Consider the following 19034-nt stretch of genomic DNA (forward strand, 5'->3'; position numbering starts at 1 on the left):
TCAGAGGATCTTCTTGAGGAAATGGCCGGTGTGGCTGGTCTCGACCTCGCAGACCTCCTCGGGGGTGCCGGTGGCGACGACGGTGCCGCCCCGGGAGCCGCCCTCGGGGCCCATGTCGATGATCCAGTCGGCGGTCTTGATGACGTCCAGGTTGTGCTCGATGACGATCACCGTGTTGCCCTTGTCGACCAGGCCGTTCAGGACGCCGAGGAGCTTGCGGATGTCCTCGAAGTGGAGGCCGGTGGTCGGCTCGTCCAGCACGTAGATGGTGCGGCCGGTGGAGCGCTTCTGCAGCTCGGAGGCCAGCTTGACGCGCTGCGCCTCGCCGCCGGACAGGGTCGGGGCCGGCTGGCCGAGCCGGACGTAGCCGAGCCCGACGTCGTTCAGCGTCTTCAGGTGCCGGTGGATCGCCTTGATCGGCTCGAAGAACTCGGTGGCCTGCTCGATCGGCATGTCGAGCACCTCGGAGATCGTCTTGCCCTTGTAGTGGACTTCCAGGGTCTCCCGGTTGTAGCGGGCGCCGTGGCAGACCTCGCACGGGACGTAGACGTCCGGCAGGAAGTTCATCTCGATCTTGATGGTGCCGTCGCCGGAGCAGTTCTCGCAGCGCCCGCCCTTGACGTTGAAGGAGAACCGGCCCGGCTGGTAGCCCCGCACCTTCGCCTCGGTGGTCTGCGCGAACAGCTTGCGGATGTGGTCGAACACCCCGGTGTAGGTCGCCGGGTTGGAGCGCGGCGTGCGCCCGATCGGCGACTGGTCGACGTGGACGACCTTGTCGAGCTGGTCGACGCCGTTGACGCGCCTGTGCTTGCCGGGGACGGTCTTCGCCCCGTTCAGCTTCTTGGCGAGGGCGTTGTAGAGGATGTCGTTGACCAGCGTCGACTTGCCCGACCCGGACACGCCCGTCACCGCGGTGAGGACGCCGAGCGGGAACGCCACGTCCACGTCGCGCAGGTTGTTCTGCTGGGCGCCCCTGACGGTGACCTCGCGGCCCTTCGTGCGCGGCCGCCGGATCTGCGGGACGGCGATCTCGCGGCGCCCGTCCAGGTAGGCGCCGGTCAGCGAGCGGTCGGACTTCTTCAGGTCCTCGACGGTGCCGGACACGACGATCTCGCCGCCGTGCTCGCCCGCGCGGGGGCCGATGTCGACGATCCAGTCGGCGGCGGCGATGGTGTCCTCGTCGTGCTCGACGACGATCAAGGTGTTGCCCATGTCGCGGAGCCGGATCAGCGTCTCCAGCAGCCGGTGGTTGTCGCGCTGGTGCAGGCCGATGGACGGCTCGTCCAGCACGTACAGGACGCCGACCAGGCCGGAGCCGATCTGCGTCGCCAGCCGGATGCGCTGCGCCTCCCCGCCGGCGAGCGTCGCCGACGCCCGGTCGAGGGTGAGGTAGTCGAGGCCGACGTCCAGCAGGAAGCCGAGGCGCGCGTTGATCTCCTTGAGGACGCGCTCGGCGATATGCGCGTCGCGCTCGCTCAGCTGCATCGCCAGCAGGAACTTCGCGGCCTCGCCGATGGGCATCGCGGCGACCTCGGCGATGGACATCCCGCCCATGGTGACGGCCAGCACGACCGGCTTGAGCCGGGCGCCCTCGCAGGTCGGGCATGGGATCTCCCGCATGTAGCCCTCGAAGCGCTCCCGGCTGGAGTCGCTCTCGGACTCGGCGTGCCGCCGCTGGATGTAGGGGATCACGCCCTCGTAGGCCGTGTAGTACGAGCGCGTCCGGCCGTAGCGGTTCTTGTACCGCACGTGGACCTGCGTCTCGTGACCGTTCAGGACGGCCTTGCGCGCTTTGGCCGGCAGCTTGTGCCACGGGGTGTTCAGGTCGAACCCCATGGCGTCGCCGAGCGCGGACAGCAGGCGCAGGAAGTAGTCGCTGACGTGCCCGTTGGACCACGGCTGGATCGCGCCCTCGCCGAGCGTGAGCTCCTCGTCGGGGACGACGAGCTCCGGGTCGACCTCCATGCGCGTGCCCAGCCCGGTGCAGTCGGGGCAGGCCCCGTACGGCGAGTTGAACGAGAACGACCTGGGCTCCAGCTCCTCGAACGACAGGTCGTCGTAGGGGCAGTAGAGATGCTCGGAGTACATCCGGGTGCGGTTCTCGTCGTCCTCGGGGACGTCGACGAAGTCGAGGACGATCGTGCCCCCCGCGAGCCCCAGCGCCGTCTCCACCGAGTCGGCGAGCCGCTGCCGCGCGGAGTCCTTCACCGAGAGCCGGTCGACCACGACGGAGATGTCGTGCTTCTCCTGCTTCTTCAGCTTGGGCGGCTCGTCCAGGCGGATCATCTGCCCGTCCACGAGCGCCCGGGAGTACCCCTTGGACTGCAACTCGCGGAACAGCTCCAGGTACTCGCCCTTGCGCCCGCGGATCACCGGCGCCAGCACCTGGAAGCGCGTGCCGGGCTCCAGCTCCAGCACCCGGTCGACGATCTGCTGCGGCGCCTGCCGGCTGATCGGCCGGCCGCACTCGGGGCAGTGCGGGTGCCCGATCCGCGCGTAGAGGAGCCGCAGGTAGTCGTACACCTCGGTGATGGTCCCGACCGTCGACCGCGGGTTCTTGCTGGTCGACTTCTGGTCGATCGACACCGCCGGGGACAGCCCCTCGATGAAGTCGACGTCGGGCTTGTCCATCTGGCCGAGGAACTGCCGGGCGTACGCCGACAGCGACTCCACGTACCGGCGCTGGCCCTCGGCGAAGATCGTGTCGAACGCCAGGCTGGACTTCCCGGAACCCGACAGACCGGTGAACACGATCATGGAGTCCCGCGGGAGGTCGAGCGAGACGTCCTTCAGGTTGTGCTCGCGTGCTCCACGCACGATGAGTCGGTCATGCACGGCGTTGATCCGGTTCCTCTTCTGGGGCGCGGCGGTAGGGAGACAGGTCTGCCTCAAGGCTAGCCACGGGGTGCGACAGAATCCCCCGACTCCTTAACGGCGACGGCCGCCGCCGCATTTCACGAAGTTACCCGCCCGTTCCGAACGGTCCGGACGGCACTCCCGCACCGTACACGTGTTCGAACACCACCCGCCACCACATCACCCCCGCGCGCGCTTCGCGCGCCCGCTCACGGCGCGGGCCGCTCGTCGTCCAGGGCGAAGGAGAGGTAACGGTCGGCGGAGCGTCGGACGGCGTCCTTGCCGTCGGTGTAGACGATCTTCTTCCACCAGGCGCCGTAGACGCGGTCGAAGTCGTAGGGCTCCAGCAGGCGCAGCGCCCGCCGGACCGTGCGCGGGCGCTCCGGGATGAGGTTCGGGTAGCTGTACATGAAGCTCACCCAGTCCCGGTCTTGGACGACCTGAAGGATGTCTCCCGAGAACATGGCGCGGGCGTCGCGCCAGTGCAGGACCTGGCCGCCGTCGAAGTGGACGCCGGCGTTGATCAGCGTGAGGCCGTCCGCCAGCTCGTGGGTGTCGCCCTCCCAGAAGACGACCGCGTCGTCCGGGCGGGCGACCCACCGCCGGTCGGCCTCGTGGATGTAGACGGGGGCGTCGAACGCGTGCGCCCACTCGATCATGGTGCCGTAGAAGTGCGGATGGCTGATCGCGATCGCGGAGACGCCGCCGAGCTCGCCGACCCGGCGGATCACGTCGTCGTCGATGTGCGTGATCATGTCCCAGAGGACGTTGCCGGACGGGGCGCGCAGCAGCAGGGCGCGCTGGCCGATCGCGGTGGACGGCTCGGTGCCGATACCGACGACGTCCGGGCCCTCCTCGGCGATCCGGCCCCGGTGGCCGGCCCGCAGCTCCCGGAGGGTCGTCCATCTCTGACCGTCCCAGCCGACGTACTGGCGTTCGTCCTCGCAGATCGGGCAGTCCGGACGCGGCCCGGCGTACTGGACGCCGCAGGTCACGCAGATCGGAAGATCCATGATCACCATTGTCTGGCACCGGACCGGCGGGTGCGACAGGATGGAGGCTCTTTTCCGGTCGAGGAGGGGTCATGGACTGGCGCGACGTGATCGACGAACTGGACGCGGGCACCGAGCGCATCGCCGGGACGCTGGGCGGGCTCGGCGAGGCCGACCTGCGCGGCCCGTCCGCGCTGCCGGGCTGGAGCCGCGGGCATGTCGCCACTCATATCGCCCGTAACGCCGACTCCCTCTGGAACCTGCTGGAATGGGCGCGGACCGGGGTGGAGATCCCGCAGTACCCGAGCCTGGACAAGCGCAACGCCGACCTCGACGCGGGCGCCGGGCGGAGCGGTGCGGAGCTGATCGCGGACGTCCGCGCGACCGCCGAGCGGTTCGCCGAGCAGGTCCGCACCCTGCCCGAGGACGCGTGGAACGCTCCCGTGAAGGCGATGCAGGGCTGGCCGCACCCCGCCTGGTACACCCTGTTCCGCCGGTGGAACGAGGTGGAGGCGCACCACGTCGACCTCGCCGCCGGGTACGGGCCCGCCGACTGGCCCGAGCCCTACGTCCGGTGGGCGGCGGCCGCGACGCTGGCGGACGTGGCCGCGGTCCCGGCCGGGCGCCGCGGCGAGCTGGCCGGGTACCGGATCACCGCGACCGACTCCGGCGAGTCCGCCGAGCTCGGCTGGACGGCGGGCGGGCCGGAGGCGTCCGGCTCGGGACGGGCGCTGCTCGGCTGGCTGAGCGGCCGCACCGACGGCTCCGGCGTGCACGTCCGCCCGGACGGCCCGCTCCCGGTGCCGCCGCCCTGGCCGCACGAGCCGTCGGGGTTCTAGTCGGGGTCGCGTCCGGCGAGCAGGCGCAGGGCGTCCGCGGAGCGGACGGCGATCGTGCCGCGGGCGACGGTCAGGCCGTCGCGCAGCGGTGCGGCGGCGAGGATCTGCGCGACCTTCCGGCGGCCCATCCCGGCCCAGCGGCCGAGGTCCTGCTGGGAGATCGGGACCTGGACGTGGACGACCTCCTCCGTCACGCCGTCCGGCCGCTCCCGCTTGACCGGGGTGCCGAACCGCGCGGCCAGGCGCAGGAGGCGGCCGGCGAGGCGGCGTCCGGGGTCGTCGGGGAAGTGGGCGACGCGCAGCTCGTTGGAGTCGCGCAGCCGCTCGGCGAGGACGGCTGCGACGGCCCACACCGAGCCGGGATGGGCGTCCAGGACTCCGCGGAACCGGGCGGCGGGCAGCACGAGCGCCTCCACCCGGGTCATCGCCTCCACGTTGGCGTGCCGGATCCCGCCGTCCGCCGCCTCCACCTCGCCGACCAGGTCGCCGGGCCCGAGCACGTCGAGGATGGCGATCTCGCCGCGCCGGTCCACCCAGACCTTGACGGCGCCGGCGCGCAGCACGAAGACCTGGGACGCGCGGGTGTGCTCGCGCATCAGGAACGCGCCCGGCCTGATCACCACCGGGGCGCCGGCCGCGCGCAGCGCCTCCCGGGCGCGGGGGCTCAGCGCGTCCCAGAATCCGAGGGCCGCCATCCCGCCTCCCCACCGGACCCCGGGCCGGGCCGGGGCCACGACCTCGTGATCACGTGTCATGGTCCAGTGAACGCGGCGCTGCGCCGATGGACTACCTCATTCGTCACATGTCCAGCGATCTTTCCGATTCAAGCAGGTTGTCGAGGGCGCGGACGCGCCGCACGCAGTCGGCCGCCGCCGCGCGGTCGCCGAGCGCGAGGTGCGAGCCGCCCAGCAGCTCCAGCGCCTGCCGGAGCCCCCGCCGGTCGTCCATGTCCCGGCGGATGACGATCTCGGCGTTGACGTGCTCCACCGCGCGGGCGTGCTTGCCGAGCAGCTGGGACGCGCGGGCCATCGAGTGCAGCGCGTGCGCCTGCTCGCGCGCGGCGCCCAGCTCGGCGGCGAGGTCGAGGGCGCGCCGCCCGGTCTCCAGGGCGTCGTCGGCGCGGCCGAGGTCGAGGTGGATGGCGGCGAGGTGGGCCAGGCCGGTGGCCTCGCTGTGCCGGTCGCCGACCTCGCCGAGGAAGCGCAGCGCCTCCAGCTCCTCCGACAGCGCCTCCTCGGGACGGCCGGCGCGGCGCAGCACGGCGGCCAGGGTGTCCAGCCCGACGCCGAGGCCGTACCGGTCGCCGCCCGACCTGCGCAGGTGCAGCGCCTGCCGGGCCGCCCGCTCGGCCTCCTCAGGCAGGCCGAGCCAGGAGTAGGTGCGGGCGAGGCTGCCGAGCGTCCCCGCCATCCCGCTCCGCGCGCCGAGGTGGTGCCACAGGTCGAGGGCCTCGAGGCCGAGGACGAGCGCCTCCTGGGGGCGGCCGAGTCGGCGCATCACGACCGACAGGTACTCCAGATCGTGGGCCTCGCCGTGCTGGTCGCCGATCTCGCGGCGGATCTCCAGCGCCTGCAGCAGGTGCTCGCGCGCCTCCCGGTACCGGCCGAGCCTCCAGTGGACGATCCCGATCTGCGCGAGCGCCTCGGACTCGCCGTGCCGGTCGCTGGTGTCGCGGTGCAGCCGCAGCGCCTCGCCGCAGTAGGTGAACGCCTCGGCGAACTTCGAGGCCTCGCACATCAGCATCGCGAGCGTGTTCAGCGCGCGCGCCTCGCCGTGGCGTCCGCCCAGGGCGCGGTAGGTGCGCAGCGCCTGCTCGGCGTCCTGCTGCGCCATGTCGCGCAGGCCGAGCGCGGCGTTCATCCGCGCGAGCTCCGTCAGCGCCTGGGCGGCGCCGTGCATGTCCGCGAGTTCCTGCCGGATGGACAGCGCCTCCAGCGCGTGCGCCACCGCCTCGTGGACGCTCCCCTGCCGCCGGTGCACGCCGGCCACGGTGATCAGGGTCTCCGCCACGCCCGCCTGGTCGTCGATCCGGCGCCGGATGACCAGCGCCTTGGCCGCGTGCTCCAGCGCCGTCTCGTAGTCGCCGAGGCCGAGGTGGGCGCGGGCGAGAGTGCTGCGGCTCTTGGCGACTCCCCCGTCGTCCCCGAGCTCCTCGTGGATGCTCAGGGACCGCCGCGCATGGTCGATCGCCGTCAGGTACCGGCCCCGGACGACGTGGACGTCGGCGAGCGTGGCGAGGGTGACGGCCTCCCCGTACCGGTCGGGCGGGTCGACCGCCCGGAACCCGCGCCGCGCGTCCTCCCCGTAGCCGATCGCCTGGACGGAGCCGCCCAGCTCGAAGTGCGCCATCGCGAGGTTGTGCAGCATGACGGCCGCCGCCGCCCAGTCCTCCTCGGCGCGGGCGGCGTGCAGGCCCGCCTGCTGGACGGCGATGTTGTCCTCGCTGTAGCGGCGGAAGTCCTGGAAGTCGAACAGCGCGTCGGCGAGTTCCCAGCAGGTGCGGTGCAGGCCGAGCCGGGCGGCCTGGTGGACGGCGGCGACCAGGTTGCGCCGCTCCATCTCGAACCAGGCGAGCCCCGCCGCGCGCTCCGCCGGTGACGGGCGGCCGCGGGCCTCGCCCCGGTGCGCGGTGGGGCGGGGCCGTCCGGGCAGCGCCGCGCCCGCCTCGCGGGCCTCGGCGAGGTAGCCGGCCAGCAGCCGCCGCTGCGCCGCCTGCAGCTCGCCGTCGGAGTCCTCGCCGAGCCCGCGCTCGCGGGCGAAGTCGCGCAGCAGGTCGTGCATCCGGTAGCGGCCGGGGCCGACGTCGTGCACGAGGTAGGCCTGCCGGAGTCCCTCCAGGCATTCGCGCGCCTCGTCCACCGTCCGGTCCTGGAGGGCGGCGAGGGCGGCGGGCGTGAAGTCGGGGCCGGCGACGAGCCCGAGCCTGCGGAACGCCTCCCGCTGGTCACGGCGCAGGCTGCGGTAGGCGACGTCGAACGTCGGGTTGACGACGGCGCTCAGCCCCGGCCCGGACGTCCCGTGCCCCGCGGAGACGCCGAGTCCCGTCCCGTACGGCGCGGCGTCGGGCGCGTCCCGCGCGGCCAGTTCCCGGACGGTCCCGGCGATCGACTCGTCCGGGTTCTCGGCCAGCCGGCCGGCCATGACGCCGAGCGCGAGCGGCAGATGGCCGCATTCGCGGGCGAGCCGCACGACGGCCTTGCGCTCGTCCCGGAGGCGGGCGTCCCCCGGTCCGAGAACGCCCGCGATGAGGTCGACGGCCTCCTGCGGCGCCATCTCCGCAAGTTCCAGCGTGCGGACGTCGGCGCCGTCCAGGAGCGCGGGCAGCCGCCGCCTGCTCGTCACGACCACCAGCCCGGACGTCACCGCCGCCAGCAGCGGCCTGACCTGCTCGGGCTGGACGGCGTTGTCGAGGATCAGCAGCATCCGGCGGTCGCCCAGCAGCGACCGGCACTGCGCCGCGAGCCCGTCCTCGGTACGCGGAAGCTGGTCGCCGGGCACGCCCGCGGCGCGCAGCACCTGCCCCATCGCCTCCGCCGGGGTGACCGGGCTGCGGCTCGTGCCGCGCAGGTCGGCGAACAGGGCCCCGTCGGGGAACCGGTCGGCGACGCGGTGCGCCCAGTGCAGTGCCAGCGTCGTCTTGCCGACCCCCGCCATGCCCTGGACGATCACCGCGCGCGGCCACACGGACTGGCCGACCAGCAGGTCCAGCTTGCTGAGGCTCACCGCGCGCCCGGCGAAGAACGGGTTGTCGGCGGGCAGCCGCGCGGCGAGCGGGCGGCCGCCCGGCGGCTCCAGCCGCACCGGCTCGCGCGCCGCGATCGCGGCGTCCGCGGCGGGCCCGGCCGGAGCGGCGGGCTCGGCGGCGGCCGGCCACTCGTCCCCCCACGGGCTCGCGGCGCGCCGCAGCCGCTCGACGTCCAGCACGGTCAGCGGGCGCGGCCGCTGGTGGAGGATGCCCTTGGCCCGCCACGACCGGAACCACCGCACCAGCGTCTCGCGGGAGATCCCCGCCCAGTTCGCCAGCTCGGCCTGGCTGAGCTTCAGCGGGATCCGCGTCCCGTCCCCGGCGCCGGGCTCGCCGAACCGGTGCGCCAGCTCCAGCAGATGGTAGGCGAGCCGCTGCGGATGGTCGGCCGCGCGCACCGCGTGCCGGCGGCCGCCGAACGTGACGCTCTGCGAGATCGCGTGCATCATCGCCTCGGCGACCTGCGGGCTCGCCGCCAGCAGGCTGCGGAACTTGGCGCGGTCCACGCGCAGCGCCGCGACGTGGTCGAGCGCGGCGACGGTGCCGCGCTGCGGATGCCCCCACGGGCCGAGGAAGCCGACCAGGTCCCCGGCCCCGAACAGATCGATGATCGACTCGTCGCCGTCGCTGGAGTCGACGAACTCCTTGGCGACCGCGTTGCTGGCCGCGCGCGGCGAGGCCTTGAACACCACGTAGACGGCGGGGGCGACCGATCCCTGGTGGCACAGCATCCCGCCGGGCGGGATGTCGGTGCGCCGGCCCATGGCGCGCAGGGCCTGCCGGTCGCTCGGGGCGAGCCGGTCCCAGAAGCTGCCCGGCCGGACGTCGGGCGCGTGGTCGCTCGATACGGAGTCGATCAATCCGGTCACCCTCCCGCCATCGCCGCCGCCAGCGTCCAGAAGAGGAACAGCACGGAGGTCGCCGCCGCCCACGCGACGGCCTGCCAGGACAGCTCGCCGCAGCGGTGCGCCGCCGACAGCAGCCGGCGCAGCTCCACGTCCCGGACCCGGTCGTCCAGCGCTATCGCGGACCCGAACGGCGTCCACGGCACGCCCGGGTCGAGGGGCGAGCCGGTGCGGGCGCGCACGTCGCCGAGCACCGACAGCAGCGTGCGGCGCGACCGGACCGCGTAGCCGGCCGAGACCGCGAACGACCCGGCCAGCACCGGCAGCAGCGCCAGCGCGGCGAGGCCGGGCAGGCCGGCCGCGAGCCGGGACACGGTCCCGGTCAGGACGAGGGCGAGCACCACCGCGGCGACGGCGGAGTCCCGGCCGCAGAGCCGGACCAGCGTGCAGGCGTGCCCGAGGAGGTCCTCCGGCTGCTCCCTGCCCGGTCCGGGACGGAATGCGGTAACCAACGCTTCACCGTCCTCACGGGGTCGAACCTGATCTTCCAATTCCCATGCTGCAGTGGCAAGACTGAAATGTCCGTCCGTGAGCGCACGGTCGTGCTGCGTCTGGTGACTCAACCGCCCTGCGGTCCACGGTCACCCTGCGGCGCGCGATGATGGAGGATGGTCTTCGCACTACCGACGGGGAGGACCCCATGAGCTACACCGGGAACGTCGAGACCGGCGGACGCCCCGACGTCCGGGAGCTGCCGGGGCTGACGATCACGAAGGCGGCCGTCGGCCCCTACGACAACAACGCCTACCTGCTGCGCTGCACCGCGACCGGCGAGCAGCTGCTGATCGACGCGGCGAACGAGGCGCCCCGGCTGCTGGAGCTGGTCGGCGACGGTCCCCTGTCCCGCATCGTCACCACGCACCGCCACCAGGACCACTGGATGGCGCTGGGCGAGGTGGTGCGCGCCACCGGCGCCCAGGTCGTCGCCCATCCCCGCGACGCCGAGTCGCTGCCCGAGCCGGTCGCCGAACCCGTCGAGCACGGCGACACCGTCCGGTTCGGGCGGGTGTCCCTGGACGTCATCCACCTGCGCGGCCACACGCCCGGCTCGATCGCGCTGCTGTACGACGCCGGCGGCGAGCTGGCCGACCGCCCGCACCTGTTCACCGGCGACAGCCTCTTCCCGGGCGGCGTCGGCAACACCTGGGGCGACCCGACCCGCTTCAAGCAGCTGCTCTCCGACGTGGAGGAGCGCCTCTTCGACCGCCTCCCCGACGGCACCTGGTTCTACCCCGGCCACGGCAAGGACTCGACGCTCGGCCGCGAGCGTCCCTCGCTCCCGGAGTGGCGCGCGCGAGGCTGGTGACGCGCGGACTGGTGGCGCGCGAGGCTGGTGACGCGCGGGCTGGTGACGCGCGGGCCGGTGACGCGCGAGGCCGGTACGCGCGGGCCGGAACAAGCGGTGCGGGGTGTTCGTTGGCCCCTTCACCACCGGGCCGAAACCAGGAGACGACCATCCACGAAATCCACGAAGTGGATCCGGGACCCGCCCTGCGCTACCCGGCGGGCTCGCTGGTACTCGTCGCCGGGCTGCCCGGAGCGGGCAAGAGCACCCTGCTCGACCGGCTCTACGGGCTGCGGGGCGACGAGACGGAACCGGTGCCCGCGGGCGGCGCCCTGGTGATCGACTCCCGGCAGTCCCGCAACTGGTGGGCGCGGTTCCTGCGGCCCCTCCCCGTGCGGCTGCGCACCCCGCTCGTCCACGCCACCCACGTGTGGCGGATCGGGCGCGCGATCCTCAGCGGGCAGGGCGTCGTCGCGCACACGCGCGGCACCTGGCCGCACATCCTGCACCTGTTCGCCTGGCTGGCGCGCCGGCGCGGCGGCCGGCTGCACCTGATCCTCATCGACGTCGCCCCCGAGACCGCCCGCGCCGGCCAGTTCGCCCGCGGCCGCGTCGTCACCTCCACCGCCTTCAACCGCCACTGCCGCCGCTGGCGCCCGCTCATCGACCGCGCCCGCGGCGGCGCCCCCCTCCCGCCCGCCGCCGGCGTCACCGTCCTCGACCGCGACGCCGCCGACAAGCTCCAGGCCATCCACTTCAGCTGAGCAGGCGGCACCGGCGGCCCGGCCGGGTGGCTGGGTAGGGTCGGGGAAGATCGGACGAGAAGATCGGACGAGAAGATCGGACGAGAAGATCGGACGAGAAGATCGGACGAGAAGATCGGACGAGAAGATCGGACGAAGGGAGGCGGCAGCATGGCGCAGCAGGTACGCGGGGTCGTCGCACCGGGCAAGGGACAGCCGGTGCGGATCGAGACGATCATCGTCCCGGACCCCGGTCCCGGGGAGGCGGTCGTCAAGGTCCAGGCGTGCGGGGTCTGCCACACCGACCTGCACTACCGCGAGGGCGGGATCAACGACGAGTTCCCGTTCCTGCTCGGCCACGAGGCCGCCGGGGTGGTCGAGTCGGTCGGCGACGGGGTCACCGAAGTGACGCCGGGCGACTTCGTCGTCCTGAACTGGCGCGCGGTGTGCGGGCAGTGCCGGGCGTGCCTGCGGGGGCGTCCCTGGTACTGCTTCGACACGCACAACGCCGCGCAGAAGATGACGCTGGAGGACGGCACCGAGCTGTCGCCGGCGCTCGGGATCGGAGCCTTCGCCGACAAGACGCTCGTCCACGCCGGGCAGTGCACGAAGGTCGACCCGGCGGCCAAGCCCGAGGTGGCGGGGCTGCTCGGCTGCGGGGTGATGGCCGGGCTCGGCGCGGCGATCAACACCGGGCAGGTCGGGCGGGGCGACTCCGTCGCGGTCATCGGCTGCGGCGGCGTCGGCGCGGCGGCCGTGCTCGGCGCCCGGCTGGCCGGCGCCGCGAGGATCATCGCGGTGGACCTGGACGAGCGGAAGCTGACCACCGCGTCCGCGCTGGGCGCCACGCACACCGTCAACGGCAGGGAGAAGGACGTCGTCGAGACGGTCCGCGAGCTGACCGGCGGGTTCGGCGCGGACGTCGTCGTCGACGCGGTCGGCCGCCCGGAGACCTACGAGCAGGCGTTCTACGCGCGCGACCTCGCCGGGACGGTCGTGCTCGTCGGTGTCCCGACGCCCGAGATGAGGCTGGAGCTGCCGCTGCTGGACGTGTTCGGCCGCGGCGGGTCGCTGAAGTCGTCGTGGTACGGCGACTGCCTGCCCTCGCGCGACTTCCCGATGCTCATCGACCTCTACCTCCAGGGGCGCCTGGACCTGGACGCGTTCGTCTCCGAGACGATCGGGCTCGGCGATGTGGAGGCGGCGTTCGAGAAGATGCACCACGGCGACGTGCTGCGCTCGGTGGTGATGCTCTGATGGCGGCGCGCATCGACCACATCGTCACGTCCGGGACGTTCTCGCTCGACGGCGGCACCTGGGACGTCGACAACAACGTCTGGATCGTCGGCGACGACAGCGAGGCGATCGTCATCGACGCGGCGCACGACGCGGACGCGATCGCGGCGGCGGTCGGCGGACGGCGCCTCGTGGCGATCGTGTCCACGCACGGGCACGACGACCACATCGACGCGGCGCCCGCGCTGAAGGCCCGCACGGGCGCGCCCATCCTGCTGCATCCGGACGACCTGATGCTGTGGAAGCAGAAGCATCCGGACACCAGCCCCGACGGCGACCTCGCCGACGGGCAGGTCATCACGGTCGCGGGCACCGGGCTGACCGTCCTGCACACGCCGGGCCACAGCCCCGGCGCGGTCTGCCTGCACGCGCCCGCGCTGGGCACGGTGTTCTCCGGCGACACGCTGTTCAACGGCGGGCCGGGCGCGACGGGCCGGTCGTTCTCCGACTTCCCGACGATCATCGACTCCATCCGGGAGCGGCTGCTGACGCTGCCGGCGGAGACGACCGTCCGCACCGGGCACGGCGACTCGACCACCATCGGCGCGGAGGCCCCGCACCTGGACGAGTGGATCGCCCGCGGGCACTGACCCCGGTAGTGTCCCCGGTGGCGGACTGGCGTCCCGATCGGGGAGGGTGCGATGCGACGCACGGCACCGCTCGCCCTCGCGCTGGGCGGCGCGATGCTGGGCGCGGCGCTGGCGGGGTGCGGCCAGAGCAGCGAAGAGGCGGCGGGATACGTCCCGCCGCCGGCCGCACCCACCCCCGCACCCGAGCCCACGCCCGAGCCCGCACCGTTCGCGACGGCGCAGCCGACGACGAGGCCGCAGCCGCTCGGGCGGGCCGGAGGGTGGCGCGTCACCACCTACTACACGGCGCTCGAAAGCCTCTACGACGGCGAGCGGAAGGCCGTGCGGGGCTGTGCCCGCTTCCACTGCTCGCACGGGAAGGCGCCGCTCGGGTCGTATCCGGCGGACTTCCTGAAGGTCGTCCAGATGGAGGGCAGCGGGCGCATCACCGGCGGGCCGCAGCGGGGCCGGTACCTGAACTGGTCGCACAGCGTCGGCTTCTGGCTGGACGACACGACGCGCGACTCGCGGGGCCGTCCGCTGGTGCCGTGGGCGTCGGCGGCGGCCGACAAGTCGGTCCTGGCCCGGGGCCGGCGGTTCGCGATCGTCGGCTGCGGCAGGGACGGCGACGGCCGCCCGATCGAGGGCGAGGTGTGCGCGGGGTTCCAGAAGGCTCGCTGGACGGTCGTAGACCTGTTTCGACCGGGATACGGGGGCGAGAACCACGCCGACGTCTACATCGGTGAGGAGAAGGACGCGCGGCTGTCCGAGTCGCCCTTCTACACGACGCTGAACGGCGCGACCCTCGGCCCGTCCTAGGAGGGGACGCGCTCGGACGGGAGGGGCGAGGCGAGCCGGGTGGCCTGCGTCCGGCCCCGGAGGGTGACCTCCTCGCCGAGCGACCACCGGGCGGCCTCCTCCGGATCGGCCCGCGCGACCAGGGAGCCCGCCGCGAGGACGCGCTCACCGGTGTTCTTGGCCAGGTCGGTGAGGCGGGCGGCCTCGTTCACCGGGTCGCCGATCACCGTGTACTCGAAGCGCTCCTCGGCCCCGATGTGCCCGGCGACGGCCTCGCCCGCCGAGACGCCGACCGCCGCCCGCAGTTCGGGGACGTCCTCGCGCAGCCGCACGGCCAGCTCCCGGGACGCGGCGAGCGCGCGGCCGGGCAGTCCGTCCAGCGCGAGCGGCGCCCCGAACACGGCGAGCGCGGCGTCGCCCTCGAACTTGTTGATCCAGCCGCCGTGCGCGCCGACGACCTCGACGACCACGGCGAAGAAGTCGTTCAGCAGCCGGACGACCTCGGTGGGCGGCCGGTCGGCGGCGAGCCGGGTGGAGCCGAGGATGTCCACGAAGATCACCGCCACCTCGCGCAGCTCGCCGCCGAGGTCGATGCCGCGCTCGACGGCGACGCGGGCGACGTCCGCGCCGACCTGCCGGCCGAACAGGTCGCGGAGCCGCTCGTGCTCGCGCAGCCCGGCGGCCATGTGGTTGAACCCGGCCTGCAGCAGCCCGACCTCGCTGGCGTCGTAGACGGGCACCTCGACGTCCAGGTCGCCGCGCTGGACGCGGGCGAGGCCGAGCCGCACCGACTCGACCGGGTCGGCGATGGCGCGGGCGGCGGTGTAGGTGACGCCGAGCCCGACGATGAGGGCGATGCCACCGAGCGCGAGCACCGCGATGGCGAAGTCCCGCACGGTGACCTCGGCGATCACGAAGGAGCCGATGGCAAGGGTGATCAGGCCGAGGATCGGGACGGCGGTGCCGAGCCCCCAGGCGAGCACGGAGCGGGCGACGACGCCGGGCAGCCCGGTGCGGCTCGGCAGCTCGCTGTGCAGCGCGGTGGTCACCGCGCGGCGCAGCAGCCGCTCGGCCAGCAGGTAGACGATCGTGCAGGTGGTGAGGCCGCCGAGCAGGCTGGTCAGGCCGAGCTTGACGGCGAGCAGTCCGGAGAACGGGGCGTTGACGATGACCCAGCCGACCGTCCCGATGCCCCACAGGGTCAGGTGCGGGGCCATCAGCCGGAGCGGCCCGTACAGCAGCAGGGCGCGCTCGTGCCGGTCGGGTTCGCCGTGCCGCTCGACGAGCCGGCGGACGCGGCGGAAGAACCGCTCGCCGAGGAGCAGGCCCACGGGCACGGCCGCGGACACGTAGGCGGTGAAGACGATCAGGTTGACGGACCGGAGCCGCTCGGAGACGTGCCCGACCGGGTCGGGGACGATGACGGTGAACGCGAGGACGACGAGCGCGCCGCCGAGGTTGGCCAGCCCGGTGGCGATCGTCACGAGGATCCGGGCCCGGCGGGCGATCTGCGCGCGGGAGTCGCCGGGGGCGCCGTCGACGAGCCGCCACAGGAAACCGGGCCGGCTTCGCCTGGGCCGTGGCGCAGGCTTCGCCTTTTCGGTCTCCATGAGCGTGCAGATTAGCCGGTCAAATCCGCCATATCCCCATCCCCCCTGCGCGACCTCGGGGAGGAATCGCTCATTCGGGTGCGCATCGCGGCAGGCACGCCCGGTCGGCACTGCTCCGACCGGGCCCCTACGCCAGCTCCTCGATGAAGGCGGCGAGCTGGGTCAGGTTGCGGCACTCGAACATGGGGAGCAGCTCGCCGTAGCGGGACGCCGCGGAGTCGCCGGTGTCCCACCGGTCGCGCGGCTCGGGGTTGAGCCAGTACGCGTGCCGGGCGCGCTCCACCATCGACCGCAGGATCGGCAGGGACAGCTCCCCGTAGTTGGAGCGCGCGTCGCCGAGGACCAGCAGCGACGTCTTGGACGTGACGGCGTCGCGGTACTTGTCGTCGAACACCTTGATGGCGTGGCCGTAGTTGGAGCGGCCGGTGATCCAGACGAGGTCGGCCTCGGCGGCGAGGCGCGCCATCGCGTCCACCACGTCGGTGCCCGGCGCGAAGTACTTGGTGATCTCGTCGGTGGCGTCGATGAACGCGAACGCGCGGACCTTGCTGAACTGCTCCCGCAGCGCAAACGTCAGCAGCAGCGTGAAGTGCGCGAACGCCGAGACCGAGTCGCTCGCGTCGCACAGCACGACCAGCTCCGGCTTGTGCGGGCGTCGCGGCCGGTGGTGGGTGGTGAGCGGCACTCCCCCGCTGGCGAGGGACGCGCGGACCGTCCGGCGGAAATCCAGCCGGCCGCGCCTGCCGTGCCGCTGCTTCTGCACCAGCCGGGACGCGAGCCTGCGGGCCAGCGGACGCACCTCGCGGCGCAGCGCCTCCATCTCGGCCCGGTTCGCGGCGGCGAAGTCGAGCCGCTCCAGCGGCGGGCGGACGGTGACGCGGGCGGTCCGCTCGACGCCGGTGTCCTCGGCGATGCGGCGCCGCACCTCGGCCGCGACGAGCTCCTGGAACCGGGTGACGCGGTCGCGGAACGTCCGGCGCGCGACCCGCTCGGCCATCCCGCCGCGCTCCTGCCCGCCGAGGACGGCGGCGAGCAGCCGCGCCATCAGCGTCTCGGGCGACAGCGCGTTCAGGACGCCGGAGGAGAACCACGACGCCTGCCCGGGGGTCCGCCCGTACTCGGCGACGGCCAGGCGGGCGAACTGCCGCAGGCCCGCGTCGTCGCCGGAAAGCAGGAGCTCCGCCAGCTCGTCGCGGCGGGCCTGCACCCGCGGGTCCAGGGCCGGCGGGACGGGACGCCCGTCGTCGTCCAGCGTCCGCGCGCGGCGCTCCGGCGGAGCACCCGCGCCGTCCCCGACCGCCGCGGGGAACCACAGGTCGAAGAGCGTGTCGAAGGTCGGCCGGTGCTGGGCACGCTTGACGACCGTCGCGGCGTAGGCGGCGCGCAGCGACTCGCGGTCGAGCAGGTCGATCGCCTGCATGGCGCGGACCGCGTCCAGGCCCTCGGCCACCGACACCGGCAGCCCCGCCCTGCGCAGCTCCGCCACGAACCCGGTGTGCCGGTCGACGAGGGACGCCATCTCAGCCCCGCAGCCCCAGCTCCCGGGCGGCGCGCTCCTGGTCGGAGGCGTGCTTGAGGACGACGCCGAGGGTCCGCGCGACGGCGGCCTCGTCGAGGTCGTCCAGGCCGAGGGCGAGCAGCGTGCGCGCCCAGTCGACGGTCTCCGCGATGGACGGCGCCTTCTTGATCTCCAGGTCGCGCAGCGTCCCGACGGTGCGGACGAGCTGCTCGGCCAGCTCCGCCTCGATCCCCGGCACCTGCGCGAGGACGATGTCGCGTTCCCGCTCGGGCGCCGGGTAGTCCAGGTGCAGGTAGAGGCAGCGGCGCTTGAGCGCCTCCGACAGCTCCCGCGCCGCGTTCGAGGTGATGAGCACGAACGGGCGCCGCACCGCGCCCACCGTCCCGAGCTCGGGGATCGTCACCTGGAAGTCCGACAGGACCTCCAGGAGCATGCCCTCCACCTCGACGTCGGCCTTGTCCGCCTCGTCGATCAGCAGGACGGTCGGCCCGGTCCGCCGGATCGCCGCCAGCAGCGGCCGCTCCAGCAGGAACTCCTCGGAGAAGATGTCCTCGTGCGTCTCCTGCCAGGCCCGGTCGGCCGGGGCCGCCTGGATGGCGAGGAGCTGCTTCTTGTAGTTGAACTCGTAGAGGGCGCGGGCCTCGTCCAGCCCCTCGTAGCACTGCAGCCGGATCAGCTCCGCGCCGGTCGCCGCCGCGACGGCCTTCGCCAGCTCGGTCTTGCCGACCCCGGCCGGGCCCTCGACGAGCAGCGGCTTCCCGAGCGCCTGCGCGAGGTACACGGTCGTGGCGATCGACTCGTCCGCGAGGTAGCTGACCCCGGCCAGCCTGACCTCCACGTCGGCCGGCGAGGCGAACATTCCGTCGGTCATCCGTTGCCCTTCTTCGCGCCCGGTTTCGAAACGACCTTCTTGTACTTCTGGTTCGTGACGGGGAAGACGAGCGTGGTGCGGTCCTCCAGGGAGACGCCCCAGTAGGACGCGGTCTGCGGGTCGCCGCCGTTCCACGAGAAGCGGAACTCGCCGCCGCCTTCAGGGATGACCGCGCCGCTCCACAGCTTCCGCCCGTTCCGCACCCACACGCCGCTGCCGTCGGCCGTGAACTGGAAGTAGTCCTTGGCCGTGCCGACCCAGCGTCCGACGAGCGGCTGCACGTCGGAGGGCTTCACCGCCGGCAGCGGCGCCATCGTCGTGGCCGCCGCCGACGGATCCGCGCCCGCGGCGTCCTTCTTCCCGGCCCCGCCGCACCCGGCGAGCGCGAGCACGGCGACGGCACAGGCGCCGAGGACCATCGGACGGGTCACGGGAACCTCCGGGCGATCGGGGGGAGAAAGCGGCAGTTTATTCCGCGTGGTACCTGAGGCGTACCCGACGGTTCGCACCTCGGGGTGAGGCGTCCGGCGGGGCGGGCCGCCTATAACGGAGGCATGACCACCCCACGGCTGCCCCGCGAGGATCTCACGGCGGCGATGGCGGCCCGCCGCGAGCTCGGCCCCGACTACGACGACGCCTTCGTCGAGACGGTCGTGGACCGCATCGAAGCGGCCCTGGACGCGCGCACCGCCGCCGCGCCGCGGCTCCGGCCCCGTCCGGCGCCGGAGCCGCGGCGCGGCGGCGAGCACGATCACAGCCTGGCCATGGCGGTGCTTTCGCTGCTCGCCGCGATCCCGCTGAGCGCGATCGGCGTCGCCAACGCGGGCCTGCCCGGCCTCCTGCTCGCCCTCGCCGGCGTCGTCCTCGTGAACTTCACCTACGCCTTCCGTCCTCGTTGACCCAGGGGGGCGACCCCCTGGAACCCCGTTGCGACGCAGGCGATCCTCACGCCGCCGTCGCGGTCTGCCCTGCCCGCCCCGGCATGCGCGGCGTCGCTGCGGTCGCC

At 73.5% G+C, this 19034-nt stretch carries 16 protein-coding genes; 7 read left to right on the forward strand and 9 right to left on the reverse strand.

Features of this window, described 5'->3' with window-relative positions; translation table 11 throughout:
* Positions 1-2835: an excinuclease ABC subunit UvrA gene (gene uvrA, locus SM418_RS33450; RefSeq protein WP_371945479.1), complete on the reverse strand. Its 2835-nt coding sequence runs from the start codon at positions 2833-2835 to the stop codon at positions 1-3.
* Between the two features lie 230 nt (positions 2836-3065).
* Positions 3066-3869 carry an MBL fold metallo-hydrolase gene (locus SM418_RS33455; RefSeq protein WP_371945478.1) on the reverse strand — a complete coding sequence of 268 codons (804 nt, stop codon included), beginning with the start codon at positions 3867-3869 and terminating at the stop codon, positions 3066-3068.
* A gap of 71 nt (positions 3870-3940) precedes the next feature.
* On the opposite strand from SM418_RS33455, the gene SM418_RS33460 reads away from it, so the two are divergent.
* Positions 3941-4687: a maleylpyruvate isomerase family mycothiol-dependent enzyme gene (locus SM418_RS33460; RefSeq protein ID WP_371945477.1), complete on the forward strand. Its 747-nt coding sequence runs from the start codon at positions 3941-3943 to the stop codon at positions 4685-4687.
* Here SM418_RS33460 and SM418_RS33465 read toward each other — a convergent pair.
* The 3 genes from SM418_RS33465 to SM418_RS33475 form a co-directional block, all read right to left on the reverse strand.
* Positions 4684-5382, reverse strand: coding sequence for a Crp/Fnr family transcriptional regulator (locus SM418_RS33465; protein WP_371966133.1), 699 nt, complete (start codon positions 5380-5382; stop codon positions 4684-4686). The two genes, SM418_RS33460 and SM418_RS33465, sit on opposite strands and share 4 nt — an antisense overlap.
* Before the next feature lie 103 nt (positions 5383-5485).
* A complete protein-coding gene (locus tag SM418_RS33470; protein ID WP_371945475.1) occupies positions 5486-9292 on the reverse strand; it encodes a tetratricopeptide repeat protein in 3807 nt (1268 codons plus the stop codon).
* Between the two features lie 5 nt (positions 9293-9297).
* A complete protein-coding gene (locus tag SM418_RS33475; protein ID WP_371945474.1) occupies positions 9298-9789 on the reverse strand; it encodes a hypothetical protein in 492 nt (163 codons plus the stop codon).
* A gap of 188 nt (positions 9790-9977) precedes the next feature.
* On the opposite strand from SM418_RS33475, the gene SM418_RS33480 reads away from it, so the two are divergent.
* The 5 genes from SM418_RS33480 to SM418_RS33500 all read left to right on the forward strand — a co-directional run bounded on the left by SM418_RS33480 (position 9978) and on the right by SM418_RS33500 (position 14049).
* On the forward strand, positions 9978-10643 hold the full coding sequence (locus SM418_RS33480) for an MBL fold metallo-hydrolase (RefSeq protein ID WP_371945473.1): 666 nt from the start codon (positions 9978-9980) through the stop codon (positions 10641-10643).
* Positions 10644-10810: 167 nt separating this feature from the next.
* Positions 10811-11386, forward strand: a complete 576-nt coding sequence (locus SM418_RS33485) for an ATP-binding protein (protein ID WP_371945472.1) — start codon at positions 10811-10813, stop codon at positions 11384-11386.
* 150 nt (positions 11387-11536) lie between these two features.
* The gene (locus tag SM418_RS33490; RefSeq protein ID WP_371945471.1) at positions 11537-12622 is read left to right on the forward strand and encodes an S-(hydroxymethyl)mycothiol dehydrogenase; all 1086 of its coding nucleotides are present in this window, start codon (positions 11537-11539) and stop codon (positions 12620-12622) included.
* The gene (locus SM418_RS33495; protein ID WP_371945470.1) at positions 12622-13251 is read left to right on the forward strand and encodes an MBL fold metallo-hydrolase; all 630 of its coding nucleotides are present in this window, start codon (positions 12622-12624) and stop codon (positions 13249-13251) included. Before SM418_RS33490 ends, SM418_RS33495 begins: the two co-directional genes overlap by 1 nt.
* A gap of 51 nt (positions 13252-13302) precedes the next feature.
* Complete coding sequence (locus SM418_RS33500; protein ID WP_371945469.1) at positions 13303-14049, forward strand: RlpA-like double-psi beta-barrel domain-containing protein; 747 nt, start codon at positions 13303-13305, stop codon at positions 14047-14049.
* Here SM418_RS33500 and SM418_RS33505 read toward each other — a convergent pair.
* The 4 genes from SM418_RS33505 to SM418_RS33520 form a co-directional block, all read right to left on the reverse strand.
* Positions 14046-15638, reverse strand: coding sequence for an adenylate/guanylate cyclase domain-containing protein (locus SM418_RS33505; RefSeq protein ID WP_371945468.1), 1593 nt, complete (start codon positions 15636-15638; stop codon positions 14046-14048). The two genes, SM418_RS33500 and SM418_RS33505, sit on opposite strands and share 4 nt — an antisense overlap.
* A 127-nt stretch (positions 15639-15765) precedes the next feature.
* Complete coding sequence (locus tag SM418_RS33510) at positions 15766-17157, reverse strand: vWA domain-containing protein (protein WP_371945467.1); 1392 nt, start codon at positions 17155-17157, stop codon at positions 15766-15768.
* Position 17158: 1 nt separating this feature from the next.
* Entirely contained in the window at positions 17159-18028 is an 870-nt protein-coding gene (locus SM418_RS33515) for an AAA family ATPase (RefSeq protein ID WP_371945466.1), read from the reverse strand.
* Positions 18025-18459 carry a hypothetical protein gene (locus tag SM418_RS33520; RefSeq protein ID WP_371945465.1) on the reverse strand — a complete coding sequence of 145 codons (435 nt, stop codon included), beginning with the start codon at positions 18457-18459 and terminating at the stop codon, positions 18025-18027. Before SM418_RS33520 ends, SM418_RS33515 begins: the two co-directional genes overlap by 4 nt.
* 123 nt (positions 18460-18582) lie before the next feature.
* Here SM418_RS33520 and SM418_RS33525 point away from each other — a divergent pair, with 123 nt between their 5' ends.
* Positions 18583-18927: a hypothetical protein gene (locus SM418_RS33525; RefSeq protein ID WP_371945464.1), complete on the forward strand. Its 345-nt coding sequence runs from the start codon at positions 18583-18585 to the stop codon at positions 18925-18927.
* Positions 18928-19034 lie beyond the last annotated feature (107 nt).

Source organism: Actinomadura chokoriensis (assembly GCF_041463665.1).
GTDB classification, from domain to species: Bacteria; Actinomycetota; Actinomycetes; order Streptosporangiales; family Streptosporangiaceae; genus Spirillospora; species Spirillospora chokoriensis_A.

Bases quoted from the DNA above. Each gene is read 5' to 3' on its own strand.
- SM418_RS33455 (WP_371945478.1), bottom strand. From the start codon at position 3,869: ATGGATCTTCCGATCTGCGTGACCTGCGGCGTCCAGTACGCCGGGCCG.
- SM418_RS33460 (WP_371945477.1), top strand. From the start codon at position 3,941: ATGGACTGGCGCGACGTGATCGACGAACTGGACGCGGGCACCGAGCGC.
- SM418_RS33465 (WP_371966133.1), bottom strand. From the start codon at position 5,382: ATGGCGGCCCTCGGATTCTGGGACGCGCTGAGCCCCCGCGCCCGGGAG.
- SM418_RS33480 (WP_371945473.1), top strand. From the start codon at position 9,978: ATGAGCTACACCGGGAACGTCGAGACCGGCGGACGCCCCGACGTCCGG.
- SM418_RS33490 (WP_371945471.1), top strand. From the start codon at position 11,537: ATGGCGCAGCAGGTACGCGGGGTCGTCGCACCGGGCAAGGGACAGCCG.
- SM418_RS33495 (WP_371945470.1), top strand. From the start codon at position 12,622: ATGGCGGCGCGCATCGACCACATCGTCACGTCCGGGACGTTCTCGCTC.
- SM418_RS33500 (WP_371945469.1), top strand. From the start codon at position 13,303: ATGCGACGCACGGCACCGCTCGCCCTCGCGCTGGGCGGCGCGATGCTG.
- SM418_RS33505 (WP_371945468.1), bottom strand. From the start codon at position 15,638: ATGGAGACCGAAAAGGCGAAGCCTGCGCCACGGCCCAGGCGAAGCCGG.
- SM418_RS33510 (WP_371945467.1), bottom strand. From the start codon at position 17,157: ATGGCGTCCCTCGTCGACCGGCACACCGGGTTCGTGGCGGAGCTGCGC.
- SM418_RS33515 (WP_371945466.1), bottom strand. From the start codon at position 18,028: ATGACCGACGGAATGTTCGCCTCGCCGGCCGACGTGGAGGTCAGGCTG.
- SM418_RS33525 (WP_371945464.1), top strand. From the start codon at position 18,583: ATGACCACCCCACGGCTGCCCCGCGAGGATCTCACGGCGGCGATGGCG.